Raw genomic sequence first — 15,915 nt, forward strand, 5'->3', positions numbered from 1 at the left:
TCCGGGAACACGACACGAGAGGATTGATCGATGGATACGACCCCGGTTCGTCTCACCAGCCTCGCCCATGGCGGCGGGTGCGGCTGCAAGCTCGATCCCGCGGTGCTGCGCACGCTCCTCGCCGACCAGCCGGTCGCCGGTCCCTTCGAGCGCCTGCTGGTTGGCAACGAGACCGCCGACGACGCGGCGGTCTGGGCCCTGGATGACGGCACCTGTCTGATCGCCACCACGGACTTCTTCACCCCGATGGTGGACGACCCACACGATTTCGGCCGGATCGCCGCCACCAACGCCATCTCCGACGTCTACGCGATGGGCGGCAAGCCGATGCTGGCGCTGGCCATCCTGGGCATGCCGGTCGGCAAGATCGCCCCCGAGACCGTCGCCGAGATCCTGAAGGGCGGCGCAGCCACCTGCGCGGAGGCGGGCATCCCCATCGCGGGCGGCCACTCGATCGACACGCCGGAGCCGATCTACGGCCTGGCGGTGATCGGCTCGTGCGACCGCGCGCATCTGCGGCGCAATGCCGATGCCCGGGCTGGTGACGTTGCCATCCTGACCAAGCCCCTCGGCGTCGGGATCTACTCGGCGGCGATCAAGCGGGAGGCCCTCGACGCTGCCGGCCACGCCGATTTCATCGCCACCACGACACGCCTCAATAAGGTCGGGGCGGATCTGGCGCGCGATCCGGAGGTCCACGCCATCACCGACATCACCGGCTTCGGCCTGCTGGGCCACGGCCTCGAACTCGCGCGCGGCGCCGGCCTGACCTTCGTGATCGCCGAGGGCGGCCTCCCGCTCCTGCCCCGGGCCGAGGCCCTCGCGCAGGAGGGTTTCGTCACCGGCGCCTCGCATCGGAACTGGGCGAGCTTCGGAGGCCAGGTGAGCCTGCCCGAGGGCCTGCCGGACTGGCGCCGGCACATCCTCACTGATCCCCAAACCTCCGGGGGCCTGCTCGTCACCTGCACCCCCGCGCGGGCGGACGCGATCCTCGCCCAATGCCATGCGGCGGGCTTCGCGCAGGCCGCTGTCGTCGGACGGTTCGAGGCCGGCCCGGCTGCGATCCGGGTCGAGGCCTGACACCGCCCGATGCCGCCCCACGAGCCGGCGACCGCCCCGATCCTGAACGACAAGGCGCACGGAGAGGCCTCGGCGTTCACGCCCGAGAACCTGCTCCGCGAGGCGCGCCGGCAACGCGGTCTCGGCGCTGGTCTAGTGCCGGCCCTCTGCGTCCTCGACCCGGACGGCGACATCGTGCGCCACCTCTGCGCGACTGGGCGGGCTCGGCCCGATCCCGATTGGGCCTGCTACCACAGCACCCTGTACCGGTTCGAGGAATCCGGGCGCGCGATCGGCATCGTCGGCTGCGCGGTCGGCGCGCCCTTCGCCGTGCTGGTGGCCGAGCAGATGTTCGCCTCAGGCTGCGAACTCCTGATCAGCATCACCTCGTCTGGACAGATCACGGCGCTGCGGGCGCCGCCCTATTTCATTCTCATCGACGCGGCCCTTCGCGACGAAGGCACGAGCTACCACTACCTGCCGCCGGCCGCGTTCGTGGAGGCTCCACGGGATCTGGTGGCGGCCGTGGCGCCCGCGCTGACGGGGATCGGTGAACCCGTCGAACGGGGCGCCACCTGGACGACCGACGCCCCCTATCGCGAGACTGAACGGGCCATCGCGGCGGCCCGGACGCGGGGGATCCTCGCGGTCGAGATGGAGGCGGCGGGCCTCTACGCGTTCGCCCAGGCGCACGGCAAGGCCGTCCTGTGCTTCGCCCACGTGACCAACCAGATGGGTCAGGCCGGCGATTTCGAGAAGGGCGAGGCCAACGGCGCGACGACGGCGCTCCGCCTCGTCGCTGCCGTCGCGACCGCTCGGTTCCCGATCTAGAGAGCCGCCGTCCGGAAGCCGGCGAACACATCGCGGCGCTCCGGTCCGAAGAAGTTGCGGTAGTCGGTATCGATCATCCGCGCGCGTGTCGCCCAGGCGCCGCCCCGCAGGACCTTACGCGTTCCGAAGGCGGGCTCCGAGTATTCCTTGTAGGCGTCGGGTGCGAAGCCCGGGAAAGGCAGGAACGGGCTCGCCGTCCATTCCCAGACGTTGCCGAGCATCTGCCTGCAGCCCCAGGCGCTGTCGCCCTCGGGGAAGGCCGCGACGTCGACACAGCCGAGATGCCCGCCATCGAGGTTGGCGTGCTCAGGGGTCGGCGCACTGTCCCCCCAGGGATAGGGCCGCTTGGTGCGGCTCAATTTGCCGTCGGGCGTCGGCGCACCGGCCGCCGCAGCCTCCCATTCAATTTCGGTGGGCAGGCGTCTGCCCGCCCAGCGGCAATAGGCGTTGGCCTCGTACCAGTTGACGTGGACGATCGGCTGATCGGGCGCGAGCGGCTCGTCCCGGTCGAACCTCCTGCAGGTCCACTCGTCCCACCCGCGACGCGACCAGTAGACCGGGTGCTCGGCACCGCACCCGTCGCGCCACCGAGTCCCCTCGGCATCCCAACAGGCAGGATTCCGATAGCCGCCATCCGCCACGAAGGCGGCGAACTCAGCGTTCGTCACCGGCGCGCGGGCGATGCGGAACGCCGCGACGGACACGGGATGCGCCCATTTCTCATTGTCGAAGACGAAGCCGCCGTCGGGCTCGGCGCCGAGCTGCCACGTGCCCCCGCCGACCGCGACGTCGCCCGGCCAGGGACCCGTCCCCGTGTCCCGGGCCGAGGCTGAGGCGGCGAAGGACGGCCGCGGATAGCCCAGGGTCTGACGCGTGTAGGTGAAGGCCTCGTCGTGCATATCCTCGTGGAAGGCGACGAGCTGGTAGAGCTCGGCCTCCTGCGGTGTCGGCTCGCGGCCTTCGAGACGACGGACAAGCGCCTCCTGCACACGGGCCATGTAGGCCAGGGTGTCGGGCAAAGCCGGGAGCGGAATCGACCAGCGCGTCGCGTGGGGCACCCGCGCGGAGTCGTAGAGCCCGTCGGCTTCCGCCATTCGGGGCGGCGACCGGTCGAGCCCGCGCAGGATGAAATGTTCGTGAAACCAGGCGAGATGGCCGATTTCCCAGAGAAGGGGGTTCACGATCTCGCTCTGCGGGCCCATCAGACGCGCCTGATCGAGGCCCGACACCAGTTCGAGCGTCCGCGCTCTGGCATCTTCAAGCATCGCCACGAGATCGGCAGTCGAGACCTGTGCACTCATCGAACGTCCCGGATTCCTGTTGCAACCATGAGAATCAGCCTGATTACACCGGCGGCGAGAATGTCTCGTGCCGGCAATCGGACCACGGCGATGCGTTGGGCGCGCATCCTCGGCGAACTCGGGCACCGGGTCGACGTGTCAACAACCTACCCGGAAACCCACCCGGACGACGCCGACGTCGACCTGATGCTGGCGCTTCACGCTTGGCGCAGCGCGGCGTCGATTGCGCGCTTCAAGACGCGGTATCCGGATAGGCCGCTCATCGTCGCCCTGACCGGCACGGATCTCTATCACTACCTGGCGGCCGACCCCGAGCCGACCCTGCGCTCGCTCGATCTGGCGGACTGCCTGATCGGCCTGCACGATGGTGTGCCCGCCGCCCTTCCGGCGCGTCACCGCGGCAAAGTCGCGGTGGTCTACCAGTCTGCGACGGCGCGGGCGCATCGCTGGCCGATCTCGGACGATGCTTTCGAGATTCTCGTCGTCGCGCATCTGCGCTCCGTCAAGGATCCGCTCTGCGCGGCCCGTGCGGCCCGACGCCTGCCAGCTCAATCCCGGATCCGGATCGTGCACCTCGGCGGCGCGCGGGATCAGATCTGGGCCGATCGGGCTCGGGAAGAGATGGCGCACAACCCGCGTTACCGGTGGCTCGGGGACCAGCCCGGCTCCCTGGTCCGGCGCTGGCTGACGCGGGCCCGGGTCATGGTCCTCAGCTCTCAGCAGGAGGGTGGCGCGAACGTGGTGTCGGAAGCGGTCGTCGCCGGCTTGCCGATCCTCGCCACCGACATCCCCGGGACGCGGGGCCTCTTGGGCCCGGAGCATCCGGGCTATTTCCCGGTCGGGGACGATGCGGCCCTGGCTGCGCTGCTCCGTCGGGCCGAAGAAGAGCCTCGTTTTCTGGAACACCTACACGCGTTCGGTGCGGAGCGGGCAACGCTCTTCACGCCGGCCAGGGAGCGCGAAGCGCTTCATCGAATTGTCTCGCGTCTCTGAGCGACGCGCCCGACGTGATTGCGATTGGACCAAGGCTGCAATTCGGCGCAAGTTTGCGTGCGCCTCGTCGCCGTCGAACCTCTGTTCAGGCGCCAATGACCGCTTCCGAGATCTCCGTCAGGGGCATTGCATGTCGGGTGTGGGCGCGAAGCTGAATGTCCGGTTCCGAGTAGCGAGTTGATGTCGGCTGATGGCGCATGGCGGACCCGCCGTCGACACCTCAGGCTTGGCTCTCTTCGATCGACTGACGCACCACGGAGCAGCTGCCCCAGCCCCCATCCGGCTGTAAAGCTGGCCGGACTTGACACCGACCGAGATCCACGCCGATGGTCCACTTCTCACGTCCGGTGCTGCTGGAGACGGGTGATCAGGGATCTAACCCCTTGATGTCGTATCCAAACGGCTTTGGCTGAGAATCCTGGCTGCTCACCCGTTAGTCCGTTGAAGACATTGCGGGCCAAGACCTTCGCTTATGGTTTAGCCCTCGGGTTTTCGTCGCATCGACTCGAACCTGCCTCAGCAATCATAGCGTAGCGATGCCACTTGCGCTCGCTCGAGATTCCTAGAACCTTAGCCTTACACGGCGGTTCGCGAGCCTCCTCGCGCGGACGCGTCGTGTCGCGCCGGGGAAGGTGAAGAAACTGCCCCACGCTGGCCGACAGCCAGCTCCGGATGCGTAGGCTGTCGGCCGGCGTGGGACTTCACGTGCTTCGTGGCGTACAACCCCTCCGCTCCGCCGGCGGCGCGCACCTCGCGTGCATCGCGGCCGGCACGGATGACATCGGGTGCGGTAGCCGGCCCCAAGACATCGCTGAAGTCCCCGCCCGCCGGAGCACCTGTCACAGGTCGGGGAGCCACCTTCAGCACCGACGAGCCCGCCGTGCTGTCCCGGCAGCGCAAACGCGGACGCACGTCCCGACGCGACCCTGAGACACCTCGGGTCGTGGATGATCTGCCGCGTCCCGTACCGATCTCGCGCGCCGAACTCGAAGTGATCGAGGCCTTCCTAGGCGCCCAGATCGACGCGTTGTTGCGCGAGTTCACCCGGTGACGCTGTCGACATCCACACACAACGCGGCGCCCGGCTACGCCGGAAGATCGCACCACGTCCGGGTTCCGCGCGTCCAGCGCTGCATAGCCTCGCTCCGCGCCGTGCCAGCCAGCGGCCATGCCGCATCGCTGCCTACAAGCACCTGTGGAGGGCGCGCCCGCCGCGCTTGCCCGCGAGTCCCGGCTCACACAGCCTTTACGATTCAGTCACCAGCCGATGCTGCAAGACCGAGGGCCGATCGATGACGCGTCACACCCGCAAGGCGCACTTCGTGCCCGCGATCGAGGGGCCACTGCGGATCTGCTCGTACCTACGCGTCTCGACCGGACGGCAAGCCGAGGGCGATTTGTCCATCCCAGATCAACGGCGACAGATCCAGGCCTTCTGCGCCAACAAAGGGTGGTCGGTCATGGCGGAATTCGTCGATCCGGGCGCTTCCGCCACCGATGACAACCGACCGGAATTCCAGAGGATGATCGAGCGGGCGACCGATGACGATCATCCCTTCGACGCCATCGTCGTCCACTCTTACTCGCGCTTCTTCCGAGACAGCTTCGTGATGGAGATGTACGAGCGACGCCTCCGTAAGGGGGGCGTGCGGTTGATCTCGATTACCCAGGAATTCGGCGATGAACCCGGGCAGGTGATGACACGGCGGCTGTACGGCCTATTCGACGAATACCAGTCGCACGAGAATGCCAAGCACGTGCTGCGCGCCATGAAGGAGAACGCGCGGCAGGGTTTCTACAACGGTGCGCCGGTGCCACTCGGCTACATGCTGGTCGAGGTCGAGAAGCGTGGGACGAAGATCAAGAAGCGCCTGACCGTGGATGCGGTCGAAGCCGAGACGATCAAGCAGATCTTCCGCCTCTACCGGGAGGGCGACGGCACCTCGGGACCGCTGGGCGTCAAGGGGATCACCTGCTGGCTGAACGAGCGCGGTTACCGCACCCGAAAAGATGCCCGCTTCGGCGTCGCCACCATCCACGGCATCCTGACGAACCGGGTCTACGTCGGCGAATGGGTGTTCAACCGGCGCTGCTCGAGGACCCTGGCCGAGAAGCCGAAGAGCGAGCAGGTCTCGATCAGCGTGCCGGCGATCATCGACCTGGCCGAGTTCGAGGCGGTTCAGGCAACACTCAAGGCCCACAACCCGAGGGTCACACCGGCGCGTGTCGTCACCGGCCCGATCCTGCTGACGGGCCTGGCCACCTGCACAACCTGCAACGGTCCGATGACCTTGCGCACCGGGACGTCGAAATCGGGACAGGTGCACAAGTACTATCGGTGCTCGACCCATGGCCGGATGGGCAAAACCGGCTGCACCGGTCGCAGCATTCGTATGGACACGCTCGACGATCTGGTGACCGATCGTCTGGTCGCCGAGCTTCTGCAGCCGGATCGCCTACGGGAGACGCTGGCTTCGCTGTGGTCGCAGCGAGACGAGAAGGCGGCGCAGGTCGACGGACGCGTGGCGGCACTTCGCGGCGAGGTCGCGGGCGCGGAAGACAAGCTCAGGCGGCTGTACCGGATGGTCGAGGAGGGGATGACCGACCTTGACGATATCCTGAAGGACCGCCTCAAGACGCTGAAGGAGGAGCGGGACCGAGCAGCCGCAGCGCTCGATCGGATCCGGGTGGTCGAGCGCCCGCCGAGGGAGATCGCGCCAGAACTTGTCGAGCGATTCGGTCGGCTGATGCGGGAGAACGTGACGGCGGGAGAAATCCCGTTCCGCAAGGCATGGCTTCAGGCGATCGTCGATAAAGTTGAGGTTGGGGCGGACGTGATCCGCATCATTGGCGACAAAGCCAATCTGGAGGCGGCCATCGTCGGGGCAGGCTCATCGACCACGCCCGGTGTTCGCAGTTCTGTACGTAAATGGCGCACCCGACACGATTCGAACGTGTGACCTTTGCCTTCGGAGGGCAACGCTCTATCCAGCTGAGCTACGGGTGCAGGCCGTGGCGATTTCCTAGCCCAAGCGCGCGAGGAGCGCAACGGCGCCGATACGATCGCGCTCTGCCTCTCATCGCCTCGACGGGGACGTCGCGGGCGCGCGCCGGAGCGGATTGACCGGAGTTGAGCCAGGGCAGCCGGCGCATGGCGCGCCCCGCGTGCGCGGCCGCAGGCGATGGGCGAGCGCGATCAACGGCGCTCCCGTCCCGATCGAGACGGGGAGGGTCGCCCCGGGGATCGCGTCGCCGCAGAGGGCAGCAGCGCGGGAATGCCGGACCGGGAACGGCTGCCCACGAAAGATAGCGGCCGTGCAGGAGGAGAGGGCCTCCGCATCAGGTTGCACGACGATGCCGAAGCCTGCGTAGAACGGGCCAGCGTCAAAGATGACGCGGCGCCCGCGCCGGTTGGGCTCGAACAGCGCGCCGTCACGGAGCCTGGCGACGGTCGCTTCGTCGTCGAGCGGCTCCTGATCGGTCCGGTCGCGGTGCTTGGCGGCCCGGTCGAGATCCGGCTTCTCGCACGGCTTCACGGCTTCGGCGAGGACAGCCTGGATCGCGGCGCGGATCGGGCGTTAGCAGGCGCGGATCTCTTCGCGGCTGGGCTTTGGCCCCGTGGTCGGAGTCGGCCGCGGAATTCGGGATGCGGTCCTCGCAGGAGCGGCGCCCACGACAGGCTGCGCGGCACGTGGCGCATCACCGAAACCGGCACCGGGGACCACGAGGATCGCGATCACGATGAGCCCGCCTTCAGCGCCTTCGACCGGCCGGTTGTCGGGAGCGCGTTTCGCTTCGAAGGCGTTGCGTCCCCGACCTTCGCCTACAGCCAGACCGATGTCGGCTTTGCGGTCCACGGCTCCGACGAGGGCACGGAGGGTTGGGGATCAGGGTTGGGGACGAGGGCTGGGCCGAGGTCGACGGGGCGGCCTCTCGACCGCAAGACGCTGTTCCACCTCGATCAGGATGAGCAACGGTCGGTACGGAGGCGCGGCGCGCGCTGGAGCCGCGACGTCGCCCCCGACACGCGCGACGAGGGACGGCGCTTCCGGCATCCGCGTCGTGGTCGACGATAGCTCGCGGGCGTGCGCGGCGCTTGGGACGACCATGCGGGTGGCGACAGAAGGCACACCCGCGTCGGCACGCCGGATCGTCCAGGACGTCATCCGCGCGGCAGCGGAGGTGCCGCTACCGACACGAGCCCGACAGGCTGGATCTCGCGCGGCACTTGGGGTGGTGTAGGGAGGAACAGTGCCGTTGAAGGCGCACGTCGATCGTGCCGGCCCGACGGACGCGGCTTTCAAACGCGGCTTGCCCGATTCGGAAGGCGGTCGCGGCGAGTTGCCCGATGAGGCCCAACGGCGCCGCGGGCGCGCCACACGCGATGACCGGCAGTTCGGCGATCGGCTCAGAGACTGAATTCTATCGCAGCCCTCAGCACCTTGGAGGGCCGGCCCCTCCAGCTTCGGAGGGCGACGCGCTGTCCAGCTGAACTGCGGGCCCGGGCCACGGCCATGCCCTGATCCGACTGCGTCGCCCGTGCAACGGCGCCCGTCCCATCGCGCGGCGCCGCCCGATCCCCATCCGGTGTGGCGCCGGCGTCCTTGCCTTCGCGCGCCGCTTCTTGACCCCTGAACACCGGGCAGAGGGGTCGGGAGCGAACAGCGGTGGCGGAGGTGACGGGCGGCCGGGATCCGCGGGCGAACAATTTCGGGTCCCTGCGCCTCCTGTTCGCGACCCTCGTGATCCTGGCCCACGCCCCCGAACTCGTGGACGGGAACCGGTCGCGCGAGTTGCTGACGCAGACCTTCGGCACCCTGTCCCTCGGGGAGATCGCCGTCGACGGGTTCTTTCTCGTGAGCGGCTACCTGATCACCGCGAGCTACCGCGCCAAGCGCTCCTTCGCGGATTACCTGATGCGGCGGGCGCTGCGGATCTACCCGGCCTTCGTGGTGGCGTCCCTGCTCTGCATCGCCGTGGTCGCGCCCCTGGGCGGCGGCGACCTCGCGGCGGCCTCGCCGCTGGAGGCCCTGGCGCGGCTGTCGCTGCTCCTCATGCCGGTGGTCCCCGGCACCTTCGCCGGGCTGCCCTATCCGCTGCTCAACGGATCGATGTGGACGATCCCCTGCGAGTTCGGCTGCTACCTGCTGCTCGGCCTCGTCGGCACCGCCCGCGCCCTGCGCCGGCGCGGGCGCTATCTCGGTCTCCTCACGGGTCTCGGCATCCTCCTCGCCCTGCGCTGGCTCTACCTGCCCATCGGGCATCCGGGGGATGCCCTCGGCTCCCTGTCGGAGATGATCCGCCTCACCTTCGTGTTCTGCTGCGGCGGCGCCTTCCGGCTCTTCGCCGACCGGATCGCCTACACGCGCCGCGGCGCCGGCCTCGCCGCCTTGCTGCTGGTGCCGCTCCTGTTCAGCCGGCCATTGGCCGAGCCGGCCTTCGCGCTCCTCGGCGGGTATCTGATCTTCTGGTTCGCCTTCGCGGTGCGTCCCAATGCCCTCAGCCGCGCCACCGCCCAGATCGATCCGTCCTACGGGCTCTACCTCTACGCCTGGCCGCTGCAGAACCTGCTGATCGCCCGGATCCCCGGCATTTCCCCCTGGGCGGTCGCGGCCCTGGCGCTCGGGGCCGCCATGCCCCTCGGCCTGCTGAGCTGGTTTCTGATCGAACGGCCGATGCTCCGGTTCCGCGCGGGAACGGGCGCCGCCGCAAGCCCCGAGCCCGGCCCCATCCCGGCGGCGCGTCCGGCGCTCAGCGCCTAGCGCCGGACGCGCCGCCGGGTAACCGGGCCCGCCCGGGCGCGTTTCGCGATAGACCATCGGGTCGCGGCCGGGGAGGGCGGGGCATGACGCAGGGTCTGGATCGCGGCACGCTCGACCGGCTGATCGCCCTCGGCCGAAGCCGGGGCGCCATCACGGCCGACGATCTGCGCACCGCGCTGCCCGTCGAGCGCATGGATGTCGATGCCCTGGTTCTGGTGATGCTGGAGCTGGAGGCGGCGGGCGTGAGCGTCGAGCCCGAGGCCGTCGGCCCCCCGGCGAACCGGCCGGTCTCGACCGCGGTGGAACTCCCGGCACCGAAGCCCGGCACGCCGCCGGACCGGGCAACGGAGGCAGGATACGGCGCCGCCGCCTTCGCGGCGCCCAGATCCGCTGCGGCGGCCCCGCCGGAGCCGATCCCGGACGACCGGGCCGATGCCAGCCGGGCGGTCATCCTGGCCGGCCTCGCGACCGTGCTGATCCTCGGCGCGGTGCTCCTGATGCTGTGAGCGTCGGGGGCGGAACGCTTCGGCCCGCGGCCCCGTTGGCCCGGGACGGCCGGAAACGGCCCCGAGGACCATCGTATCCATGCGTCAGACCCCGGACGGAACCCTCGCACTGCTGATCGCGGCCTTGCGCGAGGGGACCGCGCACGTGGAGGCGCTGCTGACGCTGGCGCGGACGGAGATCGACGGCAACATCCGGGCGATCGTATCGCTGGTCGCCATCATCGGCACGATCCCGGTGCTCCTGATCGTCACCTTCTTCCTCGGCCTCGACGCCGTGGTGAAGCTGCTGGCGGTGCCGTTCGGTTCCGAGGCGCCGGCCGCGCTGCTCGTCGCCGCGCCGTTCCTGGCCGTCGCGCTCGGCCTCGGCTGGATGGGCGTGCGCCGGATGGCGCTCTCGAACCTGGAACCCTGGCGGACATGGCGGCAGGTGAAGCGGGACGTCCGGGAGGTTACACGCATCGGCACCTGATCCCGGGACCGAAAGGTCGTTTTCCGTCAGGTGGCTATGCCCGTTCGTTCACGCGTGACGCGAGCGGCCCGGCGCTTCGCCGGTAGAGGGGCTGCTTCGTCGTTCCGCATCCTGTCTAGGCAAGCCGGCCCATCGCGCCCGGCTGATCCGGATGTGCTGAACCGATCAATCAGAATGTCGCCTCAACGCCCTGTCGCATCGAGACAATCTTGCTGAAGCCCGTGGGCTCTAGCCCGTGGGTGCCAGCATCGTGCCGAGCCCCGGATCCAGCGGCACGTCGATCCGGCACTGGAGGCCTTGGGGCTCGAAGGCGAGATCGACCGTGCCGGCGAGCTCGCGCCGCACGCCGCCGGCGATCAGCCGCGTCCCGAAGCCGACCCGGGTCGGCGGCTGCACCGGCGGGCCGCCGCTCTCCTCCCAGCGGAACCGCAGATGTCGCGCGCCCGGCGCGAGCGACCACGTCACCCGGACGCGGCCCTCGCGGACCGAGAGGGCGCCGTACTTGGCGGCATTGGTGGTCAGTTCGTGGATGGTCATGCCGAGCGCGAGCACCTCGCGGGGGCTCAGCGAGACGTCCGGACCGTCCAGGCGGATCTGGTCGCCGCCGGTCCGGTAGGGGCTGAGTTCGTTCTCCAGCACCTCGCGCAGGGACGCCCCGCTCCAGTCCTCGCGGGTCAGGAGGTCGTGGGTCTTCGACAGGGCCAGGATCCGCGCCTCCAGGACGTCCGCGGAGCCGCGGGACTGGCGGGCGAGGGCCTGGACGGTCGCCAGGGTGTTCTTCACCCGGTGGTTCAGTTCGTGCAGCATCGTGCCCTGCTGCGCCTGCAGGGCGCGCCCGTTCTGGATCTCCGCGTGCAGCGCGGCGGTGCTGCGTTGGAGGGTGCCGGCCATGGCGTCGAGCTTGCTGCCGAGGCGTTCGAACTCCGTGGCGCCGCGCAGGCCGGTGCGGGCGGCGAGATCACCGGCCTGCCAAGCCGCCGCGATGTGCAGGAGCCGCTCGACCGGACGGCGGATGAAGAGCCGCCCGGCCACGAGGGCGGCGGCCAGCGCCAGCGCCGCCCCGAGCGCGATCAGCACCAGCCCGCGGCGCGTGGCGGCGTCGATATCCGCGAAGGCGGCGGCATGGTCGCGCCCGACCACGACGCGCACCCCCGCCAGCGGGCCGTCCGGCGTTGCGGCCGCGATGATCCGCAGGCGGCCGTCGAGCCCCTCGGCGACGCGGACTTCGCTGCCCTGGATCTCCCGCATGGCGCGCTGGTCGGGCGGGATCGGCTTGCCGATCCAGGCGGCCTCGTCCGGACGGCGGGCGATGATCAGGCCGTCGCGGTCCGTGACGGTGATCGCCGTCTCCGCTTGATGGAGCGTCTGTTCCAGATGATCGGAGAGCCAGTCGAGGTCGACGGCGGCGAGGAGGACGCCGGTGGGGGCCGCCGTCGCGTCGCCGGCATGGACGGCCCGGGCGAAGTGGATCGAGGGCCGCCGCGTCTGCAGGCCGGCCGCGTAGCCGCCCACCGCGTAGCCGCCCGTCTCCAGGGCGCGGTGGTGATAGGCGCGGTCGCGGCTCGTGTAGGAGCCCGCCGGGGAGCTGGCACTGTCGCAGAGCACGGCGCCTTCGGGATCGGTGAGGGCGATCAGCAGCACGTGCGGCAGCCGGGCGGCGGCGCGCCGCAGGTAGGCGGTGCAGGACGCCGGGTCGCGGGTCTGTACGGAGGCATCCCCCGAGATCAGGTCGAGGGCCTGCTGCATCCGCTCGGAGATCTGCGCGAAATCCTCCGCGACGTCCCGCGCGATGGCGCGGGCCTCGGCCCGCACGGCCCTGTCGCGGCTCGCCCGCAGGGCGACCTCGTTGTAGCCCTGGATCGCCAGCGCCGGGGCGAGGGCGAGCAGGACGAGCAGCAGGATGCGGGTCGTCAGCGACAGAGGCAGCGAGAGAGGCAGCGACGACGGCGGCGGCGCGGCGGGGCGTGGGACGCGGAGCGGCATCGGCGGTCAGTCGCGACCGGCGATCATCGCCCGCACCCGGGCGGCCAGCACCTCCACGGAGAACGGCTTGGTGATCATCTGCATCCCCGGTTCAAGGTGACCGGTGCCGAAGGTCGCGTTCTCGGCATAGCCCGTGATGAACAGGACCTTCAGGTCCGGCCGGTGCGGGCGGGCCGCCTCCACCATCTGTCGGCCATCGAGGCCGCCGGGTAGGCCGACATCGCTGATCAGAAGGTCGATCCGGCCCGGTCCCCGCAGCAGGGCGAGCCCCGCCCGGGCGTCCGCGGCCCGGACCGCGGTGTAGCCGAGGTCGGCCAGCACCTCGACGATCAGGTCCCGCACCACCGGCTCATCCTCCACCACCAGCACGGTCTCGCCGCGCGCCGCCCGGTGCAGCACCGTGCGATCCGAGGCCACGGATTCGGGCTCCGCGACGCCGCGGTGGCGCGGCAGATAGAGCGTGACGGCGGTGCCGCGCCCCGGCTCCGACTCGATCCGGACATGCCCCTCGGACTGCCGGGCGAAGCCGTAGATCATCGACAGGCCGAGGCCGGTGCCCTGGCCCAGCGGCTTGGTCGTGAAGAACGGATCGAAGGCCCGGGCGGCGACCTCCGGGCTCATGCCGGTCCCGGTATCGCTGACGCGGATGCTCACGTAGGAGCCCGCCCTCGCGCCGGCCTCCAGCCTTGCGTCGGCGTCGCCCAGGCGGGCGTTTCCGGTCTCGATCACGAGGCGGCCGCCCTCCGGCATCGCGTCCCGGGCGTTGATGGCGAGGTTGAGGACCGCGTTCTCGAGCTGGTGCGGGTCGCACAGGGTCAGCCACAGGTCGGCCGCCGTGACCAGGGCGAGTTCCACCCGCTCGCCCAGGGTGCGGCGCAGGAGCTCCTCCATGCCGGCGATCAGCGGGTTGGCGGCGGTCGGCTGCGGCGCCAGGGGCTGGCGCCGGGCGAAGGCGAGCAGCCGGTGGGTCAGGGCCGCCGCCCGGTTGGCCGATGCCATGGCGGCGCCGGCATAGCGCTCGATCGCGTCGAACCGCCCCTGCCGGATGCGGGTCTGCATCAGCTCGAGGGAGCCGATGATGCCGGTGAGCAGGTTGTTGAAGTCGTGGGCGATGCCGCCGGTGAGCTGACCGATCGCCTCCATCTTCTGCGCCTGCAGGAGCTGTTCCTCGGCGCGGCGCTGCTCGGTCAGGTCCCGCCCGACGATGTAGAACAGCCCGGCCCCGGGCTCGGGCACCGCGGTCCACATCACGACCCGGCGGTCGCCCGCGCGGGTGAGGACGCGGTCGACGAAGCCCGCCACCCTCTCGCCGGCGGCGAGCCGCCCGACCACCGCGGCGGCCTCGGCATGGTCGTCCGGATCGATGAACGTCGCGAACGGGCGTCCGAGGAGCTCGGCCTCGGTCCAGCCGAGCATGCGCGCCCAGGCCGGGTTGACGCTCTTGAGGAAGCCGTCGAGCCCCGCCGTGCCCATCAGGTCGTTGGTGGTCTCCCACAGCCGGTCGCGCTCGCGGGTGCGCTGCGTGACCTCGGAGAGCAGCGCCGCCTCGACCTCCTTGCGGTCGGTGATGTCCTGGACGAACACATGGAAGCCGTCGACCGCCCCGCCGGCATCGCGCCGGGGCAGATAGCGGATCTCGGCATCCCGGTGGCGCCCGTCCGCGTGGGGCCACGCCGCCTCGAACAGGACGGCCTCGCCGGCGAGCGCGCGCTCGATGTAGGTGCGCCGCAACTCGGCATTCGCCGGAGTCAGGAGCGCACGCACGTCGCGGCCGACGATCTCGGAGGCCGGGCGGAAGAACCAGTCCTGATAGGCCGCATTGGCGAAACGGTAGATGTAGTCCCGGCCGATGAAGGCGATCAGCACCGGCAGCGCATCGGTGATGAGGCGCAGCTCGCGCTCGTTGGCCTCGGCGCGCCCCTCCGCGGCCTTGTGGTCGGTGATGTCGCGCACCGCGCCGACGAACCGGACCGCACGCCCCGCGCCGTCCCGCTCGAACGCGCCGCGCCAGGCGATCCAGCGCTCCGCGCCGGTATCGGCCCGCCGGATCCGGTAGGCGACGTCCCGCGCGGCGCGGCCGGCCGCGCGGTCGGCCCGCCGGGCGATCAGGCCGGCATCGTCCGGGCTGACGAGGCTGGCGATGACGTCGACGGGGAGCCGGTCCTGCTCCGGCAGCCCGTAAAGGCGAAAGAAGTTCGGCGTCCCGTGGACGGTGTCGCTGGCGATGTCGATGGTGAAGACGCCGACGCCGCCGGCCTCCTGGGCCCGGCGCAGGCGGCCCTCGGAGGCGCGCAGAGCCGCCTCGGCCCGGGCCTGCGCGCCGATCTCGGTATTGACCCCGAACCAGCGCGCCACCCGTCCGGTGGCGTCCCGCAGGGGCACGATCCGGGTGAGGAAGGGCCGGAACACGCCGTCGGCGCCCCGCAGGGGGAAGACCATCTCAAACGGTTCGCCGGTGGCGATCGCGGCGGCCCAGACCGCCTTGACCCGCGGCAGCTCGGCGGGGTCGTGGACAGCCTGCCAGCCCCAGCCCGCCATCGCCTCCTGGGTGGTGCCGCAATAGTCGAGCCAGCGGCGGTTGTACCAGAACAGGTAGCCGTCGCTGCGGGCGAGCCAGCACAGGATCGGCAGGTGGTCGGCGAGGTTGCGGAACTCGGCATCGTCGAGCCGTGCCGGGTCGGGATCGGGCAGGGTCGCGTCGATCCGCGCGGGCGCGCGCCAGAAGGCGCGGCCGAAGGCGGTCTCGTCCGCCGGTGCGACCGCGGCGTCTGTCTCCGCCCGGGCCGCGAGGGCGGCACGCAGGCCTTCGACCTCGTCCGCGAGCGCACGGTTGCGCTGCCGGAGATCCGCGACCTCGTCCACACTCATGAATCGCCGCCGGATCGGGCGGACGCGATCGACACGCGCGCGCAGGCGGATTCGAGAGCGGGATGCGGTGCCATACCGGCGTTTTTGCAGAACCGGCCGGCCCTTGCCAGTGCGCCGCGGGATCCGGGCGGCGGAAGCGTGGG

General features: G+C 70.5%; 11 protein-coding genes and 1 tRNA gene. 8 read left to right on the forward strand and 4 right to left on the reverse strand.

The genetic code is table 11. The features are described from left to right. Positions 1-30 precede the first annotated feature (30 nt). Entirely contained in the window at positions 31-1,080 is a 1,050-nt protein-coding gene (selD, locus tag MCBMB27_RS04370) for a selenide, water dikinase SelD (protein ID WP_043756442.1), read from the forward strand. A 9-nt stretch (positions 1,081-1,089) separates the two neighbouring features. Next, complete coding sequence (locus MCBMB27_RS04375; RefSeq protein ID WP_043756443.1) at positions 1,090-1,890, forward strand: nucleoside phosphorylase; 801 nt, start codon at positions 1,090-1,092, stop codon at positions 1,888-1,890. Here MCBMB27_RS04375 and senA read toward each other — a convergent pair. Beyond that, the gene (senA, locus tag MCBMB27_RS04380; RefSeq protein ID WP_265737135.1) at positions 1,887-3,155 is read right to left on the reverse strand and encodes a selenoneine synthase SenA; all 1,269 of its coding nucleotides are present in this window, start codon (positions 3,153-3,155) and stop codon (positions 1,887-1,889) included. The genes MCBMB27_RS04375 and senA overlap by 4 nt on opposite strands. Here senA and senB point away from each other — a divergent pair. Both senB and MCBMB27_RS04390 read left to right on the forward strand, forming a co-directional pair. Further along, positions 3,042-4,184, forward strand: coding sequence for a selenoneine biosynthesis selenosugar synthase SenB (gene senB, locus MCBMB27_RS04385; RefSeq protein WP_236952897.1), 1,143 nt, complete (start codon positions 3,042-3,044; stop codon positions 4,182-4,184). The genes senA and senB overlap by 114 nt on opposite strands. Positions 4,185-5,476: 1,292 nt before the next feature. Then, a complete protein-coding gene (locus MCBMB27_RS04390; RefSeq protein ID WP_083683383.1) occupies positions 5,477-7,144 on the forward strand; it encodes a recombinase family protein in 1,668 nt (555 codons plus the stop codon). Here MCBMB27_RS04390 and MCBMB27_RS04395 read toward each other — a convergent pair. Then, positions 7,115-7,191: transfer RNA gene (locus MCBMB27_RS04395), tRNA-Arg, on the reverse strand. The genes MCBMB27_RS04390 and MCBMB27_RS04395 overlap by 30 nt on opposite strands. Positions 7,192-7,528: 337 nt before the next feature. On the opposite strand from MCBMB27_RS04395, the gene MCBMB27_RS29450 reads away from it, so the two are divergent. From MCBMB27_RS29450 to MCBMB27_RS04415, 4 genes are all read left to right on the forward strand, one after another. After that, on the forward strand, positions 7,529-8,260 hold the full coding sequence (locus MCBMB27_RS29450; protein ID WP_091955015.1) for a hypothetical protein: 732 nt from the start codon (positions 7,529-7,531) through the stop codon (positions 8,258-8,260). A 591-nt stretch (positions 8,261-8,851) separates the two neighbouring features. Then, on the forward strand, positions 8,852-9,946 hold the full coding sequence (locus tag MCBMB27_RS04405; RefSeq protein ID WP_075379936.1) for an acyltransferase family protein: 1,095 nt from the start codon (positions 8,852-8,854) through the stop codon (positions 9,944-9,946). Between the two features lie 83 nt (positions 9,947-10,029). Further along, positions 10,030-10,452, forward strand: coding sequence for an RNA polymerase sigma factor region1.1 domain-containing protein (locus tag MCBMB27_RS04410; protein WP_043756490.1), 423 nt, complete (start codon positions 10,030-10,032; stop codon positions 10,450-10,452). A 79-nt stretch (positions 10,453-10,531) separates the two neighbouring features. Further along, entirely contained in the window at positions 10,532-10,921 is a 390-nt protein-coding gene (locus MCBMB27_RS04415; protein ID WP_043382426.1) for a phage holin family protein, read from the forward strand. Positions 10,922-11,149: 228 nt separating this feature from the next. Here MCBMB27_RS04415 and MCBMB27_RS04420 read toward each other — a convergent pair whose 3' ends face one another. Continuing rightward, a complete protein-coding gene (locus MCBMB27_RS04420) occupies positions 11,150-12,904 on the reverse strand; it encodes a sensor histidine kinase (protein WP_083683385.1) in 1,755 nt (584 codons plus the stop codon). 6 nt (positions 12,905-12,910) lie between these two features. After that, entirely contained in the window at positions 12,911-15,772 is a 2,862-nt protein-coding gene (locus tag MCBMB27_RS04425) for a hybrid sensor histidine kinase/response regulator (protein ID WP_075379937.1), read from the reverse strand. Positions 15,773-15,915: the final 143 nt, after the last annotated feature.

This window comes from Methylobacterium phyllosphaerae, from assembly GCF_001936175.1.
Lineage (GTDB): Bacteria > Pseudomonadota > Alphaproteobacteria > Rhizobiales > Beijerinckiaceae > Methylobacterium > Methylobacterium fujisawaense.